The organism is Paenibacillus silvestris, assembly GCF_009882985.1.
Lineage (GTDB): Bacteria > Bacillota > Bacilli > Paenibacillales > NBRC-103111 > Paenibacillus_E > Paenibacillus_E silvestris.
Map to the genome: position 1 here is coordinate 412,458 of NZ_WTUZ01000010.1, position 15,859 is coordinate 428,316.

A 15,859-nucleotide genomic window follows, 5' to 3' on the forward strand; every position below is an offset into this window, starting at 1 on the left:
TGATGTCATCTTAAGAACCAACTGAAAAAAGCTCCCTCCAGTGATGGAGAGAGCTTTGCTATTTGCATAGGTTCAAGTGACTGTTCGAGCCTAGACTTCCATGATAATTGGAAGGATCATTGGTCTTCTTCTGGTTTGTTCATATAAAAAGCGTCCGAGAACATCTTTTACGTTAGTTTTTAAAGATGCCCATTCATTTACATTTTCATTCATTAACTTCGTTAATGTGTTGGTAACGATACGATTGGCTTCTTCCAAGAGGCCCTCTGATTCACGTACATATACGAATCCGCGAGAGATAATATCCGGTCCGGATAGAATTTTGCCATCTTGTTTACTGAGAGTAACTACGACTACAAGAATACCGTCCTGAGACAGTAACTTACGGTCACGCAACACAATGTTGCCTACATCCCCGACGCCCAGTCCATCAATCAGAATGTTGCCGCTTTGAACTTTAGATCCTTTGCGTGCAACACCATTTTGAATTTCTACCGTGTCACCGATATCGCACATAAAAATATCTTCTTTCGCCATACCCACGGACTCAGCAAGGATTCCATGTTGACGCAGCATGCGATATTCACCGTGAATTGGAATAAAGTATTTCGGTTTCATCAAATTGAGCATAAGCTTCAATTCTTCTTGACTACCGTGACCTGATACGTGTACACCGGTTACTGAACCTGGTCCGTAAATAACATTAGCACCAATACGGAACAATTCATCGACGGTACGACCTACGTCGCGTTCGTTCCCTGGAATCGGCGTAGCTGCAATAATGACCGTATCACCTGGTAAAATATCAACCTTGCGGTGGGTGGAACGCGCCATTCTTGTAAGTGCAGACATCGGCTCGCCTTGGCTTCCAGTGGAAAGAATGACAACCCGATCAGCAGCAAGCTTGTTCACTTCTTCTGGCTCAATCAACATGCCATCCGGAATGTTCAAGTAACCTAATTCGCTTGCAATCGATACCACATTTACCATGCTTCGACCAATAACGGTAACTTTACGATTCGTTGCAGCCGCTGCATCAAACACTTGTTGTACACGATGAATGTTAGATGCAAAAGTAGCAATGACAACTCTCTGTTTAGCTTTACGGAACACTTCTTCAATCTCAACGCCTACACTGCGCTCTGAACCTGTGTAACCAGGTCGTTCTGCGTTGGTACTGTCAGAAAGCAAGGCAAGAACGCCTTTCTTCCCGATCTCTGCCATACGGTGCAAATCAGCATATTGATCATTCACAGGAGTTTGATCAAATTTGAAATCCCCTGTATGAACAACGACGCCTTCCGGCGTATCCAGAGCGACACCAACAGAATCAGGAATACTGTGATTGGTTTTGAAGAATGTTGCTGTAAGAGTGCCTAAAGAAAGCACGGTATCCGCGTTAATGAGGATCCGGTTCGTCGTACCGAGCAAGTTCGCTTCCTTCAGCTTCGCCTCAATGAGACCCATTGTAAGCTTGGTAGCATACAGTGGAACATTAAGGTGCTTAAGCACATAAGGTAAGCCGCCGATATGATCTTCATGGCCGTGAGTAATGATAATGCCGCGTACTTTATCCCGATTCTCCGTTAAGTATCCGATATCTGGAATGACAATATCGATTCCGAGCATGTCCTGCTCAGGAAATTTCAAACCACTATCAATGACGATGATATCGTTCGCATACTGAACGCAATACATATTTTTTCCGATTTCGCCCACGCCGCCAAGAGCGAAGATCAAAAGTTTATCAATATTTTTTTTGGACAAGAATATACCTCCTTCTAAGATTGGACGACGAATTTTAAATGAAAAACCGAACTAGTCACTTGCAACCATTATACATGAAAAAAAACAACAAATACAAGTTAATACCGATTACAATAGCTTCCCCAAAAAAAGAAAACCGATGCCGGAGCACCGATTCATTAGGCGTTATCATACAAAAAGTGATTGGATGAATTGTCCTTCTTGCTCGGATACGCGAACTAGCGGAAGTCTCACGCCACCTGTTTGAATGCCTTTCAGTGCAAGAGCATGCTTAATTGGTGCAGGACTCGGAACACGGAAAATGCCAATAAACACAGGGTGCAGCTTACGATGTAGCTCTGCCGCTTGCTGAATGTTACCTTCTAAATAATACTTTACCATAGATTGCATTTCTTTTCCAATCACATGACTCGCTACGCTAATAATGCCATGACAACCAACCGATATTGCTGGCAGGGCATTACTGTCATCCCCGCTGTATACTAGGAAACCAGGGGCTGCATCGTTAAGAATACGGGTTAATTGATCCGTGTTCGCACAATCCTTGGTTGCCACAATATTCGAAATATGAGAAAGACGAATGGTTGTTTCAGCATCCAAATTGACGCCAGTACGTCCCGGTACATTATAAAGCATGATACCAACTTTAACGGATTCAGCAACGGCTTTAAAATGCTGGTACAGCCCTTCTTGTGATGGGCGGTTATAGTAAGGAGCAACGATGAGCAAAGCATCTACTCCGAGTGTCTCAACCTTTTGGGAGAAATGGATGGTGTGTGCAGTGTCATTGCTTCCAGTGCCTGCAATGATTTTGCAACGCCCCCTTGCATAACGAACGGATAGCTCGATAAGCTTCAGCTTCTCCTCGTCATTTAATGTAGGCGCCTCACCTGTGGTCCCACAAATTACGAGGCTATCAGACTGCTGCTCTTCGATCAAATAATTGATTAGCGGTTCTACTTGGTCCCAGTTGACTTGTAATTGCTCGTCAAACGGAGTGACCATGGCTGTGATTACTCTTCCAAAATCCACCGTTTGCACCTCCTGAATCTCATATTCATTTATTTAAACCAAATTTATGATGTAATGCCTTAACGGATTTAATCATATCTTCACCTTGAACAAGCACCCAAATCGTCGTATTCGAATCGGCTGATTGCAGGATCCGTATGTCTTCTACCGTTAAAGCCTCTACAATTTGCGCCATAATTCCTGGCACACCGTTCATCCCCCCGCCAATCACGGATACCTTAGCGCATCCACTTAAAGCTTGGGGTTCATAACCATGGCTCCTAAGCAGCTTAACAGCACGCTCAGCTTCGTGGTCAAACACGGTATATACAACTGCCGAAGGATTCACACTGATAAAATCGACACTGATTTGGTTCTGCGCCATCGTTTTGAAAACACGAAGCTGTAGATCAAATTGCCCTTCAACAGCGGCCACATAGATTTGCGTAATATTCGTAAAATGGGCTATCCCCGTAACAAAGCGGTCTTTCACTTGATTCAAATCATGCGGGATACTGTCTGAAGCTGTAACCAAAGTGCCTAATTCCTTCGTGAACGTGGATCGAACCCGGATCGGAATATTAGCGTGCATAGCGACTTCTACTGCACGCGGATGAATCACTTTAGCACCATTATGCGCCATATTGCAAATCTCGGCAAAGCTGACGCGAATAAGCGGTTTAGCGTCCTCGACGATTCTTGGATCCGCTGTCATTATCCCATTCACATCGGTGAAAATATCAACAATTTCAGCTTTCAGTGCCGCTCCTAATGCTGTCGCTGAAGTATCGCTACCTCCACGACCCAGCGTAGTCAGCTCATCCTCGCTAGTTTTACCCTGAAAACCTGTAACAATAACAACCATATCTTGTTCCAGTAACTCTAGAATACGGTTAGGCTGCATAGCCACGATCTTAGCATTACCGTGATCGTCATTGGTTAGGATGCCAGCTTGCCCACCCGTCAAAACTGTCGAGCTTATGCCTCTAGACTGCAATAAGCTGCACAAATGTACCGCAGAAATTAATTCTCCGCAGCCCATTAGCATATCGAGTTCCCGCGCCGGCAGCCCCTCCCCATTCTTACGAACAAGGTCTAAGAGCGTGTCAGTCGCATAGGGTTCCCCTTTACGTCCCATCGCCGAAACAACAACAACTAGTTTGTAATCATCAATTAGTGCATCTTGAATATGTCCAATAACGTGTTCTCTAGCTTGTGCGGTGGAAAGCGAGGTACCTCCGAATTTCTGTACAAGGATTCGCATGAGTTTCCCCCATATTCACTGCAACTTGATCGCAGTTATGCTGATTATTGTTCTATAGCAATATATTCAGCAATTTGCACAGCATTCCAAGCAGCGCCTTTGAGCAGGTTGTCAGAAACAATCCACATATTCAGTGCTTTTGGGTTGCTCAAATCGCGGCGTACGCGTCCAACAAATGTTTCCAGCTTGCCTGCTGCATCTGTTGCCAATGGATACTGCTGCTCAGCCGGATTGTCAACTAACACGATGCCAGGAGCATTCGCAAGCAATGTCTTCACTTCTTCTACGTCGAAATCTTCCTTCAATTCCACGTAAACGGACTCTGAATGTCCATATACAACTGGGATACGCACACAAGTGGCAGTCACTTCAAGGGACTCGTCACCCATAATCTTTTTCGTTTCAAGAATCATTTTCATTTCTTCATTGGTAAATCCATTGTCGAGGAATTTGTCGATTTGGGGGATTGCATTAAATGCGATTTGGTGCTTCACCGGCAAAGAGCCAACTGGCAAAATGTCCGGCTTCGCATCGTTTCCTGCAAGTACCTCTTTCGATTGTCTCAACATTTCATGAATAGCTTTCGCGCCCGCTCCAGAAACAGCTTGATACGTCGATACGATGATACGAGAAATACCATAACGATCGTATAAAGGCTTCAGCGTTGCAACCATCTGGATCGTGGAACAGTTCGGATTTGCAATGATACCTTTGTGCTCGTTGATTTTGTCAACATTCACTTCTGGAACAACCAGAGGTGTGTCCGGATCCATCCGGTAAGCACTTGTGTTATCAATACAAATTGCACCTGCTTTAACCGCATGCGGAGCTAATGCTTTAGTAACGTCGCCGCCGGCGCTAAACAAGGCAATATCTACACCTTCAAAGCTATCAGGGGTAGCTTCTTGAACGGTTACATCTTGACCTTTGAAAGGGATCTTTACACCCGCTGAGCGAGCGGAAGAAAGCAATTTTAATTCCTTGATGGGGAAATTCCGTTGTTCTAATAGACGGATTATTTGTTCACCTACTGCGCCTGTTGCTCCGACGACTGCGATGTTGAAAAGCTTCTGGTTGGACATGAGCTGGTCTCTCCCCTTCAAGATTTATATATGAAATTAGTATTGAAATCTCTCAATAATCATGGGTTGCAATTGCTTGCCTTCCAACGCAGATTCACAAGCTTCCATAATCAAGTCCATTCGAGCCACCAACGAATTTGGCTTAGCTCCAGGTGCATCTTGACCATAAGGAACAAAATAAATGTTCTTCGTAATCAGAAGCTTAGCGATATTCATCGCATTCAAACCCAGTCCGTCATTGGTTGAAATAGCTAAAACTAACGGACGTAAGTTCCGCATTTGCGCTTTCGCTGCCATAAGTACAGGACTTTCTGTCATCGCATTTGCTAGCTTACTAGTTGTATTTCCAGTGCACGGTGCAATAACCATCACATCAAGCAGCTTGGATGGACCTAGTGGTTCTGCATCTACAATTGTCGAAATGATGTTGTTGCCTGTTATGTCCTTAAGCTGCTGCTGCCAATCCGCCGATTTACCGAAGCGTGTGTCCGTTGTCATGATCGTATTGGATACAATCGGAATGACGCGTGCACCTGCATCTACAAATCTCTGAATTTGAGGCATTACCTCTTCCAGCGTACAGTGAGAACCGGTTAACGCATAACCGACTGTTTTCCCTTGCCAATTCATTCCACATCGCTCCTGTCTCTGAAGTCTTCCTCGATCAGCTGACTTAATGTGTTCGCCATAATGCGGCCAGCTGTTTTGGGGGCGACGATGCCAGGTAATCCGGGCGCCAGCATCGCTTTAATGCCTCTTTTCTCGGCAAATCGGAAGTCCGTTCCGCCAGGTTTAGAAGCCAAATCGATGATAAGCGCGCGATGTGGGATATTGGTAATAACTTGCGCTGTGACTATCATAGTCGGAATTGTGTTAAAAAGCAAGTCAATATTCCCCACTTCCGGATACAGATCTTTCGTATAAAAAGGCTGAAAACCCATCTCCCATGCCCTCGCGAAATGCTCTGGTTTCCTTACCCCTACCTTAACGGTAGCCCCTAAACCTTGCAGAGTTTTGGCCATGGTGAAACCTGTGCGACCAAAACCTAATACCATACATACAGAACCATGAATGGTGATATCCGTGTTCTGTATCGCCATCATCAGAGCGCCCTCAGCTGTCGGAATGGAATTGTATATCGCGACATCGTCCCGATCAAATAACTCCACAACGCCAATCCCATGTGCGGCACAAAGACTTTTCAAATAACTTTTGGCCATTCCCGTGTACACTTTGGCATGCTTCGGTAGCGAAGAAATATGAACGTCCGTCAATCTCATCTCTTCACTTGAGAAAATAGATTCCACTTGTCCCGAATCATCCGTACCTACAGCCGGCAAAATAAGAACATCAACCGTTTGAAGCAGGACGGGATCTAGTTTAGCATTCGTAACACTGCTAAATTGCCTCCCGAGATTGTCAAAACCGATTAATGTCACTGACGCATCAAGCTCGGTAAATTTCTGAATTACTTCTAGCTGCCGGGCGTCTCCACCCATGAAAGCAACCGAAATCCCAGTAAGCATTCTTTGCTTACACCCCTTTCTCGGTCCGTTTCGATACGTTATAGTATGCGTTCGCCTAAGGATGGGTGCCACTGCTTTTTGAAACAAAAAAAGAACCCCTATACAGAGGTTCTTCTTTCTACTTATTATCTTCCAGTGTGACCGAAGCCGCCAGAGCCTCGCTCCGTTTCCGTCAACTCTTCAACTTCCACTAAATCAATCTGAGGTACGAGTTGAAACACCATCTGTGCAATACGCTCATTACGCCCAATCGTGAACGCTTCCTGTCCATGGTTGATCAGCAGAACCTTCACTTCACCACGATAATCAGCATCAATGGTTCCTGGTGAATTCAGCGTCGTAATGCCATACTTGAAAGCCAAACCACTTCTAGGGCGGATCTGAGCTTCTAGCTCAGGCGGCATGCTAAGTGCAAAGCCAGTAGGTATAAGCCGGCGCTCTCCTGGAGCAAGAATAACAGATTCGTTAACAGCGGCATGAAGATCAAAACCACTTGCGGCTGCAGACATTTTCTGAGGCAAGAGGATATCCTCCTGCCCGGAAACTCGTTTTATTTGGACATCAAACTTAGAGAGAGACAAGCTGATCCCTCCTGAAGCTGCTGATGACGTCATCCGAATTCCCTACCATAGAAAGGGCAAAAGACTTCGAAAATAGCGTTTTGGTTAACGCTTGAATATGCTCCATTTGTACGCTGTCAATGCGCTGGAGCATCTCATCCAGACTGTAATGCTTACCGGTCATCAGCTCATTTTTCCCAAAACGGTTCATGCGGCTGCTCGTGCTCTCAAGGCTAAGAATCAAGCTGCCTTTCAGCTGTTCTTTCCCCTTTTTCAACTCAGACTCCAGCATGCCTTTTACCGCAATATCATGCAGTAACTCCATCGTTACTTTCAACACTTCTTCTGTTTGTTTAGGAGCAGTACCTGTGTAAATAGTAAACATTCCACTATCGATATGCGAAGAATGATACGAATATACGGAGTAAGCTAAGCCGCGCTTCTCACGGATTTCCTGAAACAGTCTGGAACTCATCCCCCCGCCGATCGCATTATTAAGCAGCACCATGGGGTACAGGTTTTCCTCTTGCAGGGACAGACCTGGCAGTGAGAGACAGATATGATTTTGTTCTGTTTTTTTAGCATGGAACATCAAATCTCCAACAAAATCCGGCGCATCATAACTCGTTTCCACACCTTCTTGTGCGAAACCGCCAAAATGCTTCTCAATCAGCTCGCGAACACTGTCATCAATATTGCCAGCAATACTAAGCACGGTATTCTCCGTATTATAATGTTTCTTCATATAAGTACGAAGATCATCGGACTTCATTTTGGATAAATTCTCAGCTGTACCAAGAATCGTATAACCTAATGGATGAGTTCCATAAGAAGCCTTCGCTAATAAATCATGGACCAAATCATCCGGTGTATCTTCGTACATAGAAATTTCTTCATATATGACTCCCTTTTCTTTCTCCAGCTCCCCTTCATCAAAGGAGGAATTAAAGAACATGTCGGAAAGCACATCCATAGCGAGCGGCAAATGCTCATCGAGTACTTTGGCATAATAACAAGTATACTCCTTGGAGGTAAATGCATTGACATTTCCGCCAATTCCATCAAATATCTCGGCAATATCCTTTGCTGAATGACGTTCCGTGCCCTTGAACAGCATGTGTTCAATAAAGTGCGAAATGCCGTTTTGTTCTTGAGACTCATTACGCGAGCCAGTCTTCACCCAAATTCCGAACGTAACCGATCGAAAAGTAGGGATTTGTTCCATAACCACTCTCAAGCCATTATGTAAGCGATATTTGATCACTAAGTTTCCTCCTCAAAATGAAGCCCGTAAATTCCCATTTCCAAATTATACTTCCTCAGTCTAACAAAAATGTGCGAGCGACTCAACTTTGTAGGTTGTCCGCTCCTCATTTGACAATTTGGTTTGCTTCATCCACCCGTTTTGAGGAAAGCAATTCCGTTACCGTACCCATGGTTAATCCCTTATTTTTGATCATTCGGATCATACCTGGCAGTGCATCGCGGGAAGAAGGCGTCGGATGCATCAAAATGAGCGAGCCTGGTTCGACACTGGAAGATAGCCGCTGCAAAATTCGGTCAGCCCCGGGATTTTTCCAATCAATCGTATCGAAGGTCCATAGTACCGTCTTTAGTTTAAACTCGGCAGCTACTTGCACTGTTTCTTGGTTAAAATAGCCCGAAGGTGGCGCAAAAAGCGTGTTGTTCACACCTAGCTGCTGCTTGAGCAATTGCTCGGTTTTGGAAATTTCCTCCACGGCCTTACCTCGGCTGACATTTCTCATATCCCTATGTGAATAAGCATGATTAGATAATTCATGACCTGCATTCTGGATGGTTTTCGCCATCTCTACATTTTTATTCAGCCAAGAACCGTCGAGAAAAAATGTGGCGTGCACGTTTTCTTTGCGCAGCGTCTCAAGAATGCTCGGCAAATACTCATTGCCCCATGCAACATTGATCATAAACGATACCATGGGCTTTTTGGGATTGCCTTTATAGATTGGATTCGGTCCCAGATCATCTAGCTGGATACTTGGAGAGACTTCTTTCATGACGTAATTGATTTTGCCAGGTGTCAACTTATGTTCAGCAAGCTTAAGTGTTTCTGCAATGTCAACTTCAAGCCCGTTATAGCCTGGAATTGCTTTCCACACTGGATCTATTTTCGCATCGATCGGAGCAATTTTACGTTTCTCAGCTTCTTGCTTAATTGTATCTAATAAATTAATGCTTTTAGGCGGATCAGATGGGTTAGAACTAGCCGGCTCCATTGCGAAAACTGGCAGCGCTTCTTCGTCCTCCCAGTCTGTCCCGAATACATAGGGACTTTGTCCATTTTTCACGGACTGAATATAAGTACCTACATTAGGGATAGTATCTAAGGCAAGTATGATCACAGCAAAAAAACTTCCCAGTAGAAGCCACTTCTTGTAGCGCATAGACTGATCCCCCTTCTCCTCATGTCCTGAGTGTATGCAGAAAGGGACAAGAGTAGAACCGGGCATGTCCATGCCTGACTGAATAGCAAAAAAGAGACAGATTGATCTGACTCTTTATCCATAACTCAACCTATGAAAAAGGGACTTCACAAGTCACTCGGCCTAAGTTTGAGCCGGGACTTGCGAAGTTAATGTAGCTTTGCGAGAAAGATTTACTCTGCCTTGTTGGTCAATTTCAGTTACTTTCACTGTAATTTGATCGCCAACGTTAACGACATCTTCCACTTTCGCTACGCGTTCTGTGGAGATTTGAGAAATATGAACCAGTCCTTCTTTACCTGGCAGAATCTCAACGAAAGCTCCGAATTTCTCTACGCGTTTTACAGTTCCAAGATACGTTTCACCGACGATTACTTCACGCACAATACCTTCAATGATGGAACGTGCTTTTTCGTTCATTGCTTGATTAGAGGAAGCAATGAAGACACGGCCGTCTTGTTCGATATCAATTTTCACGCCAGTTTCTTCGATAATTTTGTTGATGATTTTACCGCCAGCTCCGATAACATCACGGATTTTATCTGGGTTGATGTTCATTGTCAAAATTTTCGGCGCGTACTCGGAAAGAGTTTTCTTCGGTTCAGAGATACGTGAAACCATTTTGCCTAAAATATGCAAACGGCCTTCTTTGGCTTGTTGCAAAGATTGCTGAAGGATGCTGCGATCGATACCATCGATTTTGATGTCCATTTGAAGCGCTGTAATACCTTCTGCTGTACCAGCAACTTTGAAATCCATATCGCCAAGATGATCTTCCATCCCTTGAATATCGGACAAAATGGAGAAATGATCGCCATCTTTGATCAGACCCATCGCGATACCAGCAACTGGTGCCTTAATTGGAACCCCTGCATCCATAAGCGCTAATGTACTTGCACAAATACTTGCTTGGGATGTAGATCCGTTGGACTCCAACACTTCAGATACAAGACGAATCGTGTAAGGGAAATCAATTTCGTTAGGAATGATCGGCTCTAAAGCTCTCTCTCCTAGTGCACCATGTCCAATTTCACGACGACCTGGTGGACGAAGCGGTCTTGCTTCACCTACGGAGAACGGTGGGAAATTATAGTGATGCATGAAGCGTTTCGTTTCTGTAAGATCCAGGCCATCCAGAATCTGAACATCACCTAGTGCGCCTAGTGTACAAATGCTTAGCGCTTGAGTTTGTCCACGTGTGAACAAGCCAGAACCGTGTGTACGCGGCAGCAAGTCAATATCGCAGTCGATCGCGCGAATTTCTTCCAATTTACGTCCATCTGGTCTTACTTTGTCATGTGTAATCAAACGGCGAACTTCTTCTTTAACGATATCATAAAGCGTTTCTTTAACATCGCCTAACAATCCCGGTGTTTCCGCATACAAAGCTGTGAAATGTTCAACCGCTGCAGCATTCACAACATCGATTGCTTCTTGTCTTGCATGTTTCTCCGATATTTTGATGGCATCGACCAGTCTTGCCTGAGCGAAATCGCGAACTGCCGTGTTTACTTCAGCGTCAACCGCATGGAGTTTAACTTCCATTTTTGGCTTGCCTGCGATTTCAACCAACTCTTCGATCATCGCAACAATTTTGCGGATTTCATCATGTCCGTACATGATAGCTTCGAGCACAACATCCTCAGAGACTTCGTTGGCGCCTGCTTCAACCATCATGATTGCGTCTTTCGTTCCAGCAACAGTCAAATGTAGATCACTTTTCTCCGCTGTCTCACCCGTTGGGTTGATAACGAATTGACCATCCACACGTCCAACAATTACACCGCCAACAGGGCCGTTGAAAGGAACATCAGAAATTGCAAGCGCTGCGGAAGTTCCGATCATTGCCGCGATTTCTGGTGGACACTCTTGATCCACGCTCATGACCATGGACACGATTTGAACGTCGTTACGGAAGCCTTCTGGGAAGAGCGGACGAATCGGACGATCCGTCAAACGGCTCGCAAGAATAGCCTTTTCACTTGGGCGACCTTCGCGCTTAATAAATCCGCCTGGAATCTTACCTACGGAATACAGTCTTTCTTCATAATTCACAGTTAACGGGAAAAAATCCAGGTCTTTCGGTCCACTGGATGCTGTAACTGTACTTAGCACAACCGTATCACCATAGCGAACGGTAACTGCTGCGTTGGCTTGTTTGGCAAGTCTGCCCGTTTCAAGAATGAACGGTTTACCGCCAAGTTCCATTTGTACCCTTTTCTCCATAAAATCCTCCTAAGGAAATTTCTTATTCATTATGTGTCTTGATGCGCATTCACAGAAAAGGAGGTCAATAACCTCAAACTTTAGACTCTGTATGTATCGAGCAAAATGCCTAGCACTTGAGTCATCCTCTATTTCTGCGTAGTGTCTAGTATTTCCTTCTTTTTCCGTTTTAAAAATACAAGAAAAAGCAACCTCGATGCCACTCTCTGCGCAAGCTTTATCAAGCCCAGCAAAGGAGCAACAGGTTGCTTCTCATTGTCGGTTTTAACGACGCAAACCAAGTTTCGCGATCAAAGCACTATAACGGCTTGCATCTTTGTTCTTCACGTATGCAAGAAGCTTACGGCGTTGTCCAACCATTTTAAGCAAACCACGACGGGAGTGGTGATCTTTCTTGTGTGTACGAAGGTGATTCGTAAGGTTAACAATGTTCTCTGTAAGGATTGCTACTTGTACCTCAGGTGAACCCGTATCGGTATCGTGTACCTTGTGAGTTTGAATCAGTTGTGTTTTGCGTTCTTGTGTTAATGCCATGATTGTTCATCTCCTAAATTCTATTGTATCCCCGTAAGCCTAGAAATCGCCGATGATAGCGTCTATCCAAGCTAAGGTTCATGCCAAGGAATTGTCCTCTGGGCAACGTTAATCAGTATAACATAATCGCACAGTAGAAGTAAATGTTTGTTTCTACTGCGCAAGTTATCATTTATTCCTTGCAGCTTCTGCATCGACCTTGATTTGTGCAACCAGTTCGTCAATGGACGAGAATTTACGCTCTGGACGAAGGAAAGCAATAAGTTCTACCTTCATGTGTTCACCATAAATTTGCTCAGAGAAATCAAACAAATGAGCTTCAAATGATGGTTTCAATTCCCCAGTAGCGAAGGTTGGCTTCACGCCAATATTCATGACACCTTTATAGGTTTCCCCATTGACGGAAGCTTTAATCGCATACACACCATTGGTAGGGATGACATAAGCCTCATCCAATTGAAGATTAGCCGTTGGAAACCCTAACAGTCTTCCCCGCTTTTCTCCATCTATCACAATACCGCTAATGCTGTAGGGACGACCAAGCAGTCTAGTAACTGTGTCAATATCCCCTTGTTGCAATGATTCACGAATGAGTGTTGAACTAACTTTTTCGCCGTCCATTTGAAAGGGTCTCACCACTTCTACAGAAAATTTCCCATGACTCAATTCACAAAGCGAATCCGGGTTGCCTTTGCCTTGATAGCCGAAAGTGAAATCAAAACCACAAATGACACTGTTCACACCAAGCCGATCCAATACTTGATCCACGAATAGTTCCGGGGTCAGCCGCATTAGCGAAGCGTCGAAGGTAACAATGTAGGTATGATTGACACCCAGCGAGGCAAATATCTCCATCTTCTCTTTCATTGGTGTCAAGAGATCAATATATTTATCCTGCCCCATTACCGCTCTAGGATGCGGATGAAAGGTCATGATAGCCGTTGGTAGATCAAGCTTTTTGGCGGTAAGTAAGGCTCGTCCAATGACCTCTCGGTGTCCCAAATGCACACCATCAAAATCACCTATAGCCACTACCTGCTCTCCAACAAAAACATGTGGAGTATCAAAATCTATGGGATATGATATTGGTATTATTTGCATATAAGTTCAATTCACCTATCCATTTCAACCTGTCCCTGAAGGTAATGGGTTAAAGAAATACTTTTGAAGGGATCAGGATTTGGCTGGCGCTTTGCCATTCAAATAGCCCTAGAAACCTTTTGTCCGGAGAATAAGCACGAAGCAAAGTTTGAGAACCCACTGCTGCACCTATTATACGACTCTCAGCCATTGCAATCCTTTTTCCTTGCTGCGCATGAGTGGCTTCTTGTTCGGAAAGCTCAACAGACGGAATATGAGATATGGCTTGATCCATAGGAATCATATAGCCTTCTAACAGGCCTTGTGCTTTCAAGTCTTTGATTTGCTCAAAGGTCAAACACTGTTCCTTACGGATACTACCGGTGGAAGTCCGAATTAAACTTTTCATAACCGCAGGATATCCTAAAGCTTTGCCTATATCAACGCATAAAGTTCGGATATAGGTCCCTTTAGAGCAAGAAACTCGAAAATGAATTTCCGGATGCTCCTGCTGCAAATCCATATGAAGAATGTCTAACTGATGGATGGTTACTTTACGAGATTTGCGCTCAACTTCTTTGCCCTCACGAGCTAGCTCATACAGCCGTTTCCCGTCGACCTTAACAGCCGAGAACATTGGAGGCGTCTGCTCGATCTCTCCAACAAATCGAAGCAAAGCTTCGCGGACAACCGTCTCTTCCAATTGTACAAGAGGAACTTCCTCTAACACGTTGCCAGTCATATCTTCTGTATCTGTTGAAAGGCCGATTCGAATAATCGCTTCATATTCCTTCGGCAGTTCCTGTATATATTCAACCATTCGGGTTGCTCGTCCAATACAAAGCGGCAGTACGCCTGTCACTTGGGGATCTAATGTTCCGGTATGGCCGATGCGTTTAATTCCAAGTATGCCTCTGACTTTGGCAACAACATCATGAGATGTGAAGCCTTCTGGTTTCCAAACAGGCAAAATGCCCTCTAACGTCATATCAGCTTGCTCCCTACTTCCTGAACCATTCTTGCTACAGCTTCTTCAATTGTTCCTTGGATTGTGCAGCCTGATGCACGCACATGACCGCCTCCACCAAGGGATTGAGCGATCGCTGCAACATCGACAAGTCCTGAAGAGCGCAGACTTACTTTAATTACACCGGGTGCTTTCTCTTTAAATAGCATCCCCACTTCAACGCCTTCTACATTACGAGGATAGTTAACAAGGCCATCTAGATCTTCACTAGAAGCCCCTGTAGACTCTAAGTCAGCTAGAGATACTGCGAGCCAGGCTAGCTTACGTTCATGCGCAAAGGATAGGGTAGATAACGCCTTTTGAAGAAGAACAATTTGCGAATACGTCACTCGCTCTAATACTTGCTCAGCAATTTCGGCCCCCTGCACGCCTAAAGCAAGCAAGGTCGCTCCAATTTGCATAACTTCCGGCGAAGTATTCGAGTAACGAAAGCCACCTGTATCTGTAAGCAATCCTGTGTAAATACAATCACCAAAAGCTAAATTCAAACTCATGTTCATATGTATGGCTAAATCATACAAGATCTGAACAGTCGCGGCCGCATCATGTTTGATCAAGTGACACGAACCAAATCTATCATTGGTTGGATGATGATCAACATTGAGCAACTGGGCTTGTTCATCAAAAAGAGTGCTGACCCTACCTATTCTGGAGAAATCAGCACAATCAACACTTATTATGGTCTTGTAACGTCTACTTGGGACCTCTTTGCTAAAATCAAGTACCTGATCGCTTCCCCATAAATAAGAGAATTTAGAAGGCATTGCACCTTCATTCATCATGGTGAAAGTCTTCCCAAGTTGACTCAGAAGCCAACCCATCGCATATGTAGAGCTGGCGGCATCCCCATCCGGCTGGATGTGAGATACCACCAAGAAATCATCATGCTGCTCGATAAACTTAGCTGCTGCTTCCAGCTGCTCGCTGTATTCGGTGGCATGTATCATTCTGTTACTCATACATTTGGATTTCCTTCCTTGTTTAGCTTATGAAGCAAGTTTTCGATATGACTGCCGTAATCGATAGACGCATCGAACTTGAATTGTAAATCTGGGATCTTCCGTAACCGAATTCGTTTGTTAAGCTCGGAACGGATGTAACCGGAACCTGCAGAAAGCGCCTTGAGAGTGGCCTCTTTCTGTTCGTCCGTACCCATAACGCTTAGAAATACACGCGCTATAGAAAGATCATTGGTTACTTCAACACCCGTAACGGTTAGGAAACCAATTCGCGGGTCTTTTAACTCGGATTGAATGATTTGGCTTATTTCTTTCTTGACTTGCTCACTTACTCGACCTACACGCACTCTAGCCATTTGTT

15 protein-coding genes are annotated in these 15,859 nt (G+C 44.5%); all 15 read right to left on the reverse strand.

Annotation, left to right across the window (positions count from 1 at the left end; all coding sequences use genetic code 11):
* Nucleotides 1-90: 90 nt before the first annotated feature.
* The gene (locus tag GQF01_RS05265; RefSeq protein ID WP_161405804.1) at nt 91-1,767 is read right to left on the reverse strand and encodes a ribonuclease J; all 1,677 of its coding nucleotides are present in this window, start codon (nt 1,765-1,767) and stop codon (nt 91-93) included.
* A 168-nt stretch (nt 1,768-1,935) separates the two neighbouring features.
* Nucleotides 1,936-2,799, reverse strand: a complete 864-nt coding sequence (gene dapA / locus GQF01_RS05270; RefSeq protein ID WP_161405805.1) for a 4-hydroxy-tetrahydrodipicolinate synthase — start codon at nt 2,797-2,799, stop codon at nt 1,936-1,938.
* A 25-nt stretch (nt 2,800-2,824) separates the two neighbouring features.
* Nucleotides 2,825-4,042 carry an aspartate kinase gene (dapG, locus tag GQF01_RS05275; RefSeq protein WP_161405806.1) on the reverse strand — a complete coding sequence of 406 codons (1,218 nt, stop codon included), beginning with the start codon at nt 4,040-4,042 and terminating at the stop codon, nt 2,825-2,827.
* Between the two features lie 44 nt (nt 4,043-4,086).
* Nucleotides 4,087-5,124 (reverse strand): aspartate-semialdehyde dehydrogenase, encoded by a 1,038-nt coding sequence (locus GQF01_RS05280; RefSeq protein WP_161405807.1) that lies wholly within the window; start codon nt 5,122-5,124, stop codon nt 4,087-4,089.
* A gap of 36 nt (nt 5,125-5,160) precedes the next feature.
* Nucleotides 5,161-5,754 carry a dipicolinate synthase subunit B gene (locus GQF01_RS05285; RefSeq protein ID WP_161405808.1) on the reverse strand — a complete coding sequence of 198 codons (594 nt, stop codon included), beginning with the start codon at nt 5,752-5,754 and terminating at the stop codon, nt 5,161-5,163.
* Nucleotides 5,751-6,650: a dipicolinate synthase subunit DpsA gene (gene dpsA, locus GQF01_RS05290; protein ID WP_161405809.1), complete on the reverse strand. Its 900-nt coding sequence runs from the start codon at nt 6,648-6,650 to the stop codon at nt 5,751-5,753. Before dpsA ends, GQF01_RS05285 begins: the two co-directional genes overlap by 4 nt.
* A 125-nt stretch (nt 6,651-6,775) precedes the next feature.
* Nucleotides 6,776-7,264 (reverse strand): dUTP diphosphatase, encoded by a 489-nt coding sequence (gene dut, locus GQF01_RS05295; protein ID WP_161405810.1) that lies wholly within the window; start codon nt 7,262-7,264, stop codon nt 6,776-6,778.
* Nucleotides 7,218-8,474: a M16 family metallopeptidase gene (locus GQF01_RS05300; RefSeq protein ID WP_161405811.1), complete on the reverse strand. Its 1,257-nt coding sequence runs from the start codon at nt 8,472-8,474 to the stop codon at nt 7,218-7,220. The genes dut and GQF01_RS05300 overlap by 47 nt, the downstream gene beginning before the upstream one ends.
* Nucleotides 8,475-8,580: 106 nt before the next feature.
* A complete protein-coding gene (locus GQF01_RS05305) occupies nt 8,581-9,633 on the reverse strand; it encodes a polysaccharide deacetylase family protein (RefSeq protein ID WP_235958989.1) in 1,053 nt (350 codons plus the stop codon).
* A gap of 162 nt (nt 9,634-9,795) precedes the next feature.
* Entirely contained in the window at nt 9,796-11,898 is a 2,103-nt protein-coding gene (gene pnp / locus GQF01_RS05310; protein WP_161405812.1) for a polyribonucleotide nucleotidyltransferase, read from the reverse strand.
* A gap of 264 nt (nt 11,899-12,162) precedes the next feature.
* The gene (gene rpsO / locus GQF01_RS05315; protein WP_161405813.1) at nt 12,163-12,432 is read right to left on the reverse strand and encodes a 30S ribosomal protein S15; all 270 of its coding nucleotides are present in this window, start codon (nt 12,430-12,432) and stop codon (nt 12,163-12,165) included.
* A 168-nt stretch (nt 12,433-12,600) separates the two neighbouring features.
* A complete protein-coding gene (locus GQF01_RS05320; RefSeq protein ID WP_328803398.1) occupies nt 12,601-13,464 on the reverse strand; it encodes a bifunctional riboflavin kinase/FAD synthetase in 864 nt (287 codons plus the stop codon).
* A gap of 118 nt (nt 13,465-13,582) precedes the next feature.
* Nucleotides 13,583-14,500, reverse strand: a complete 918-nt coding sequence (gene truB, locus GQF01_RS05325) for a tRNA pseudouridine(55) synthase TruB (protein WP_161405815.1) — start codon at nt 14,498-14,500, stop codon at nt 13,583-13,585.
* Nucleotides 14,497-15,498 (reverse strand): DHH family phosphoesterase, encoded by a 1,002-nt coding sequence (locus GQF01_RS05330; protein WP_161405816.1) that lies wholly within the window; start codon nt 15,496-15,498, stop codon nt 14,497-14,499. Before GQF01_RS05330 ends, truB begins: the two co-directional genes overlap by 4 nt.
* Nucleotides 15,495-15,854: a 30S ribosome-binding factor RbfA gene (gene rbfA, locus GQF01_RS05335; protein ID WP_161405817.1), complete on the reverse strand. Its 360-nt coding sequence runs from the start codon at nt 15,852-15,854 to the stop codon at nt 15,495-15,497. Before rbfA ends, GQF01_RS05330 begins: the two co-directional genes overlap by 4 nt.
* Between the last annotated feature and the right edge of the window lie 5 nt (nt 15,855-15,859).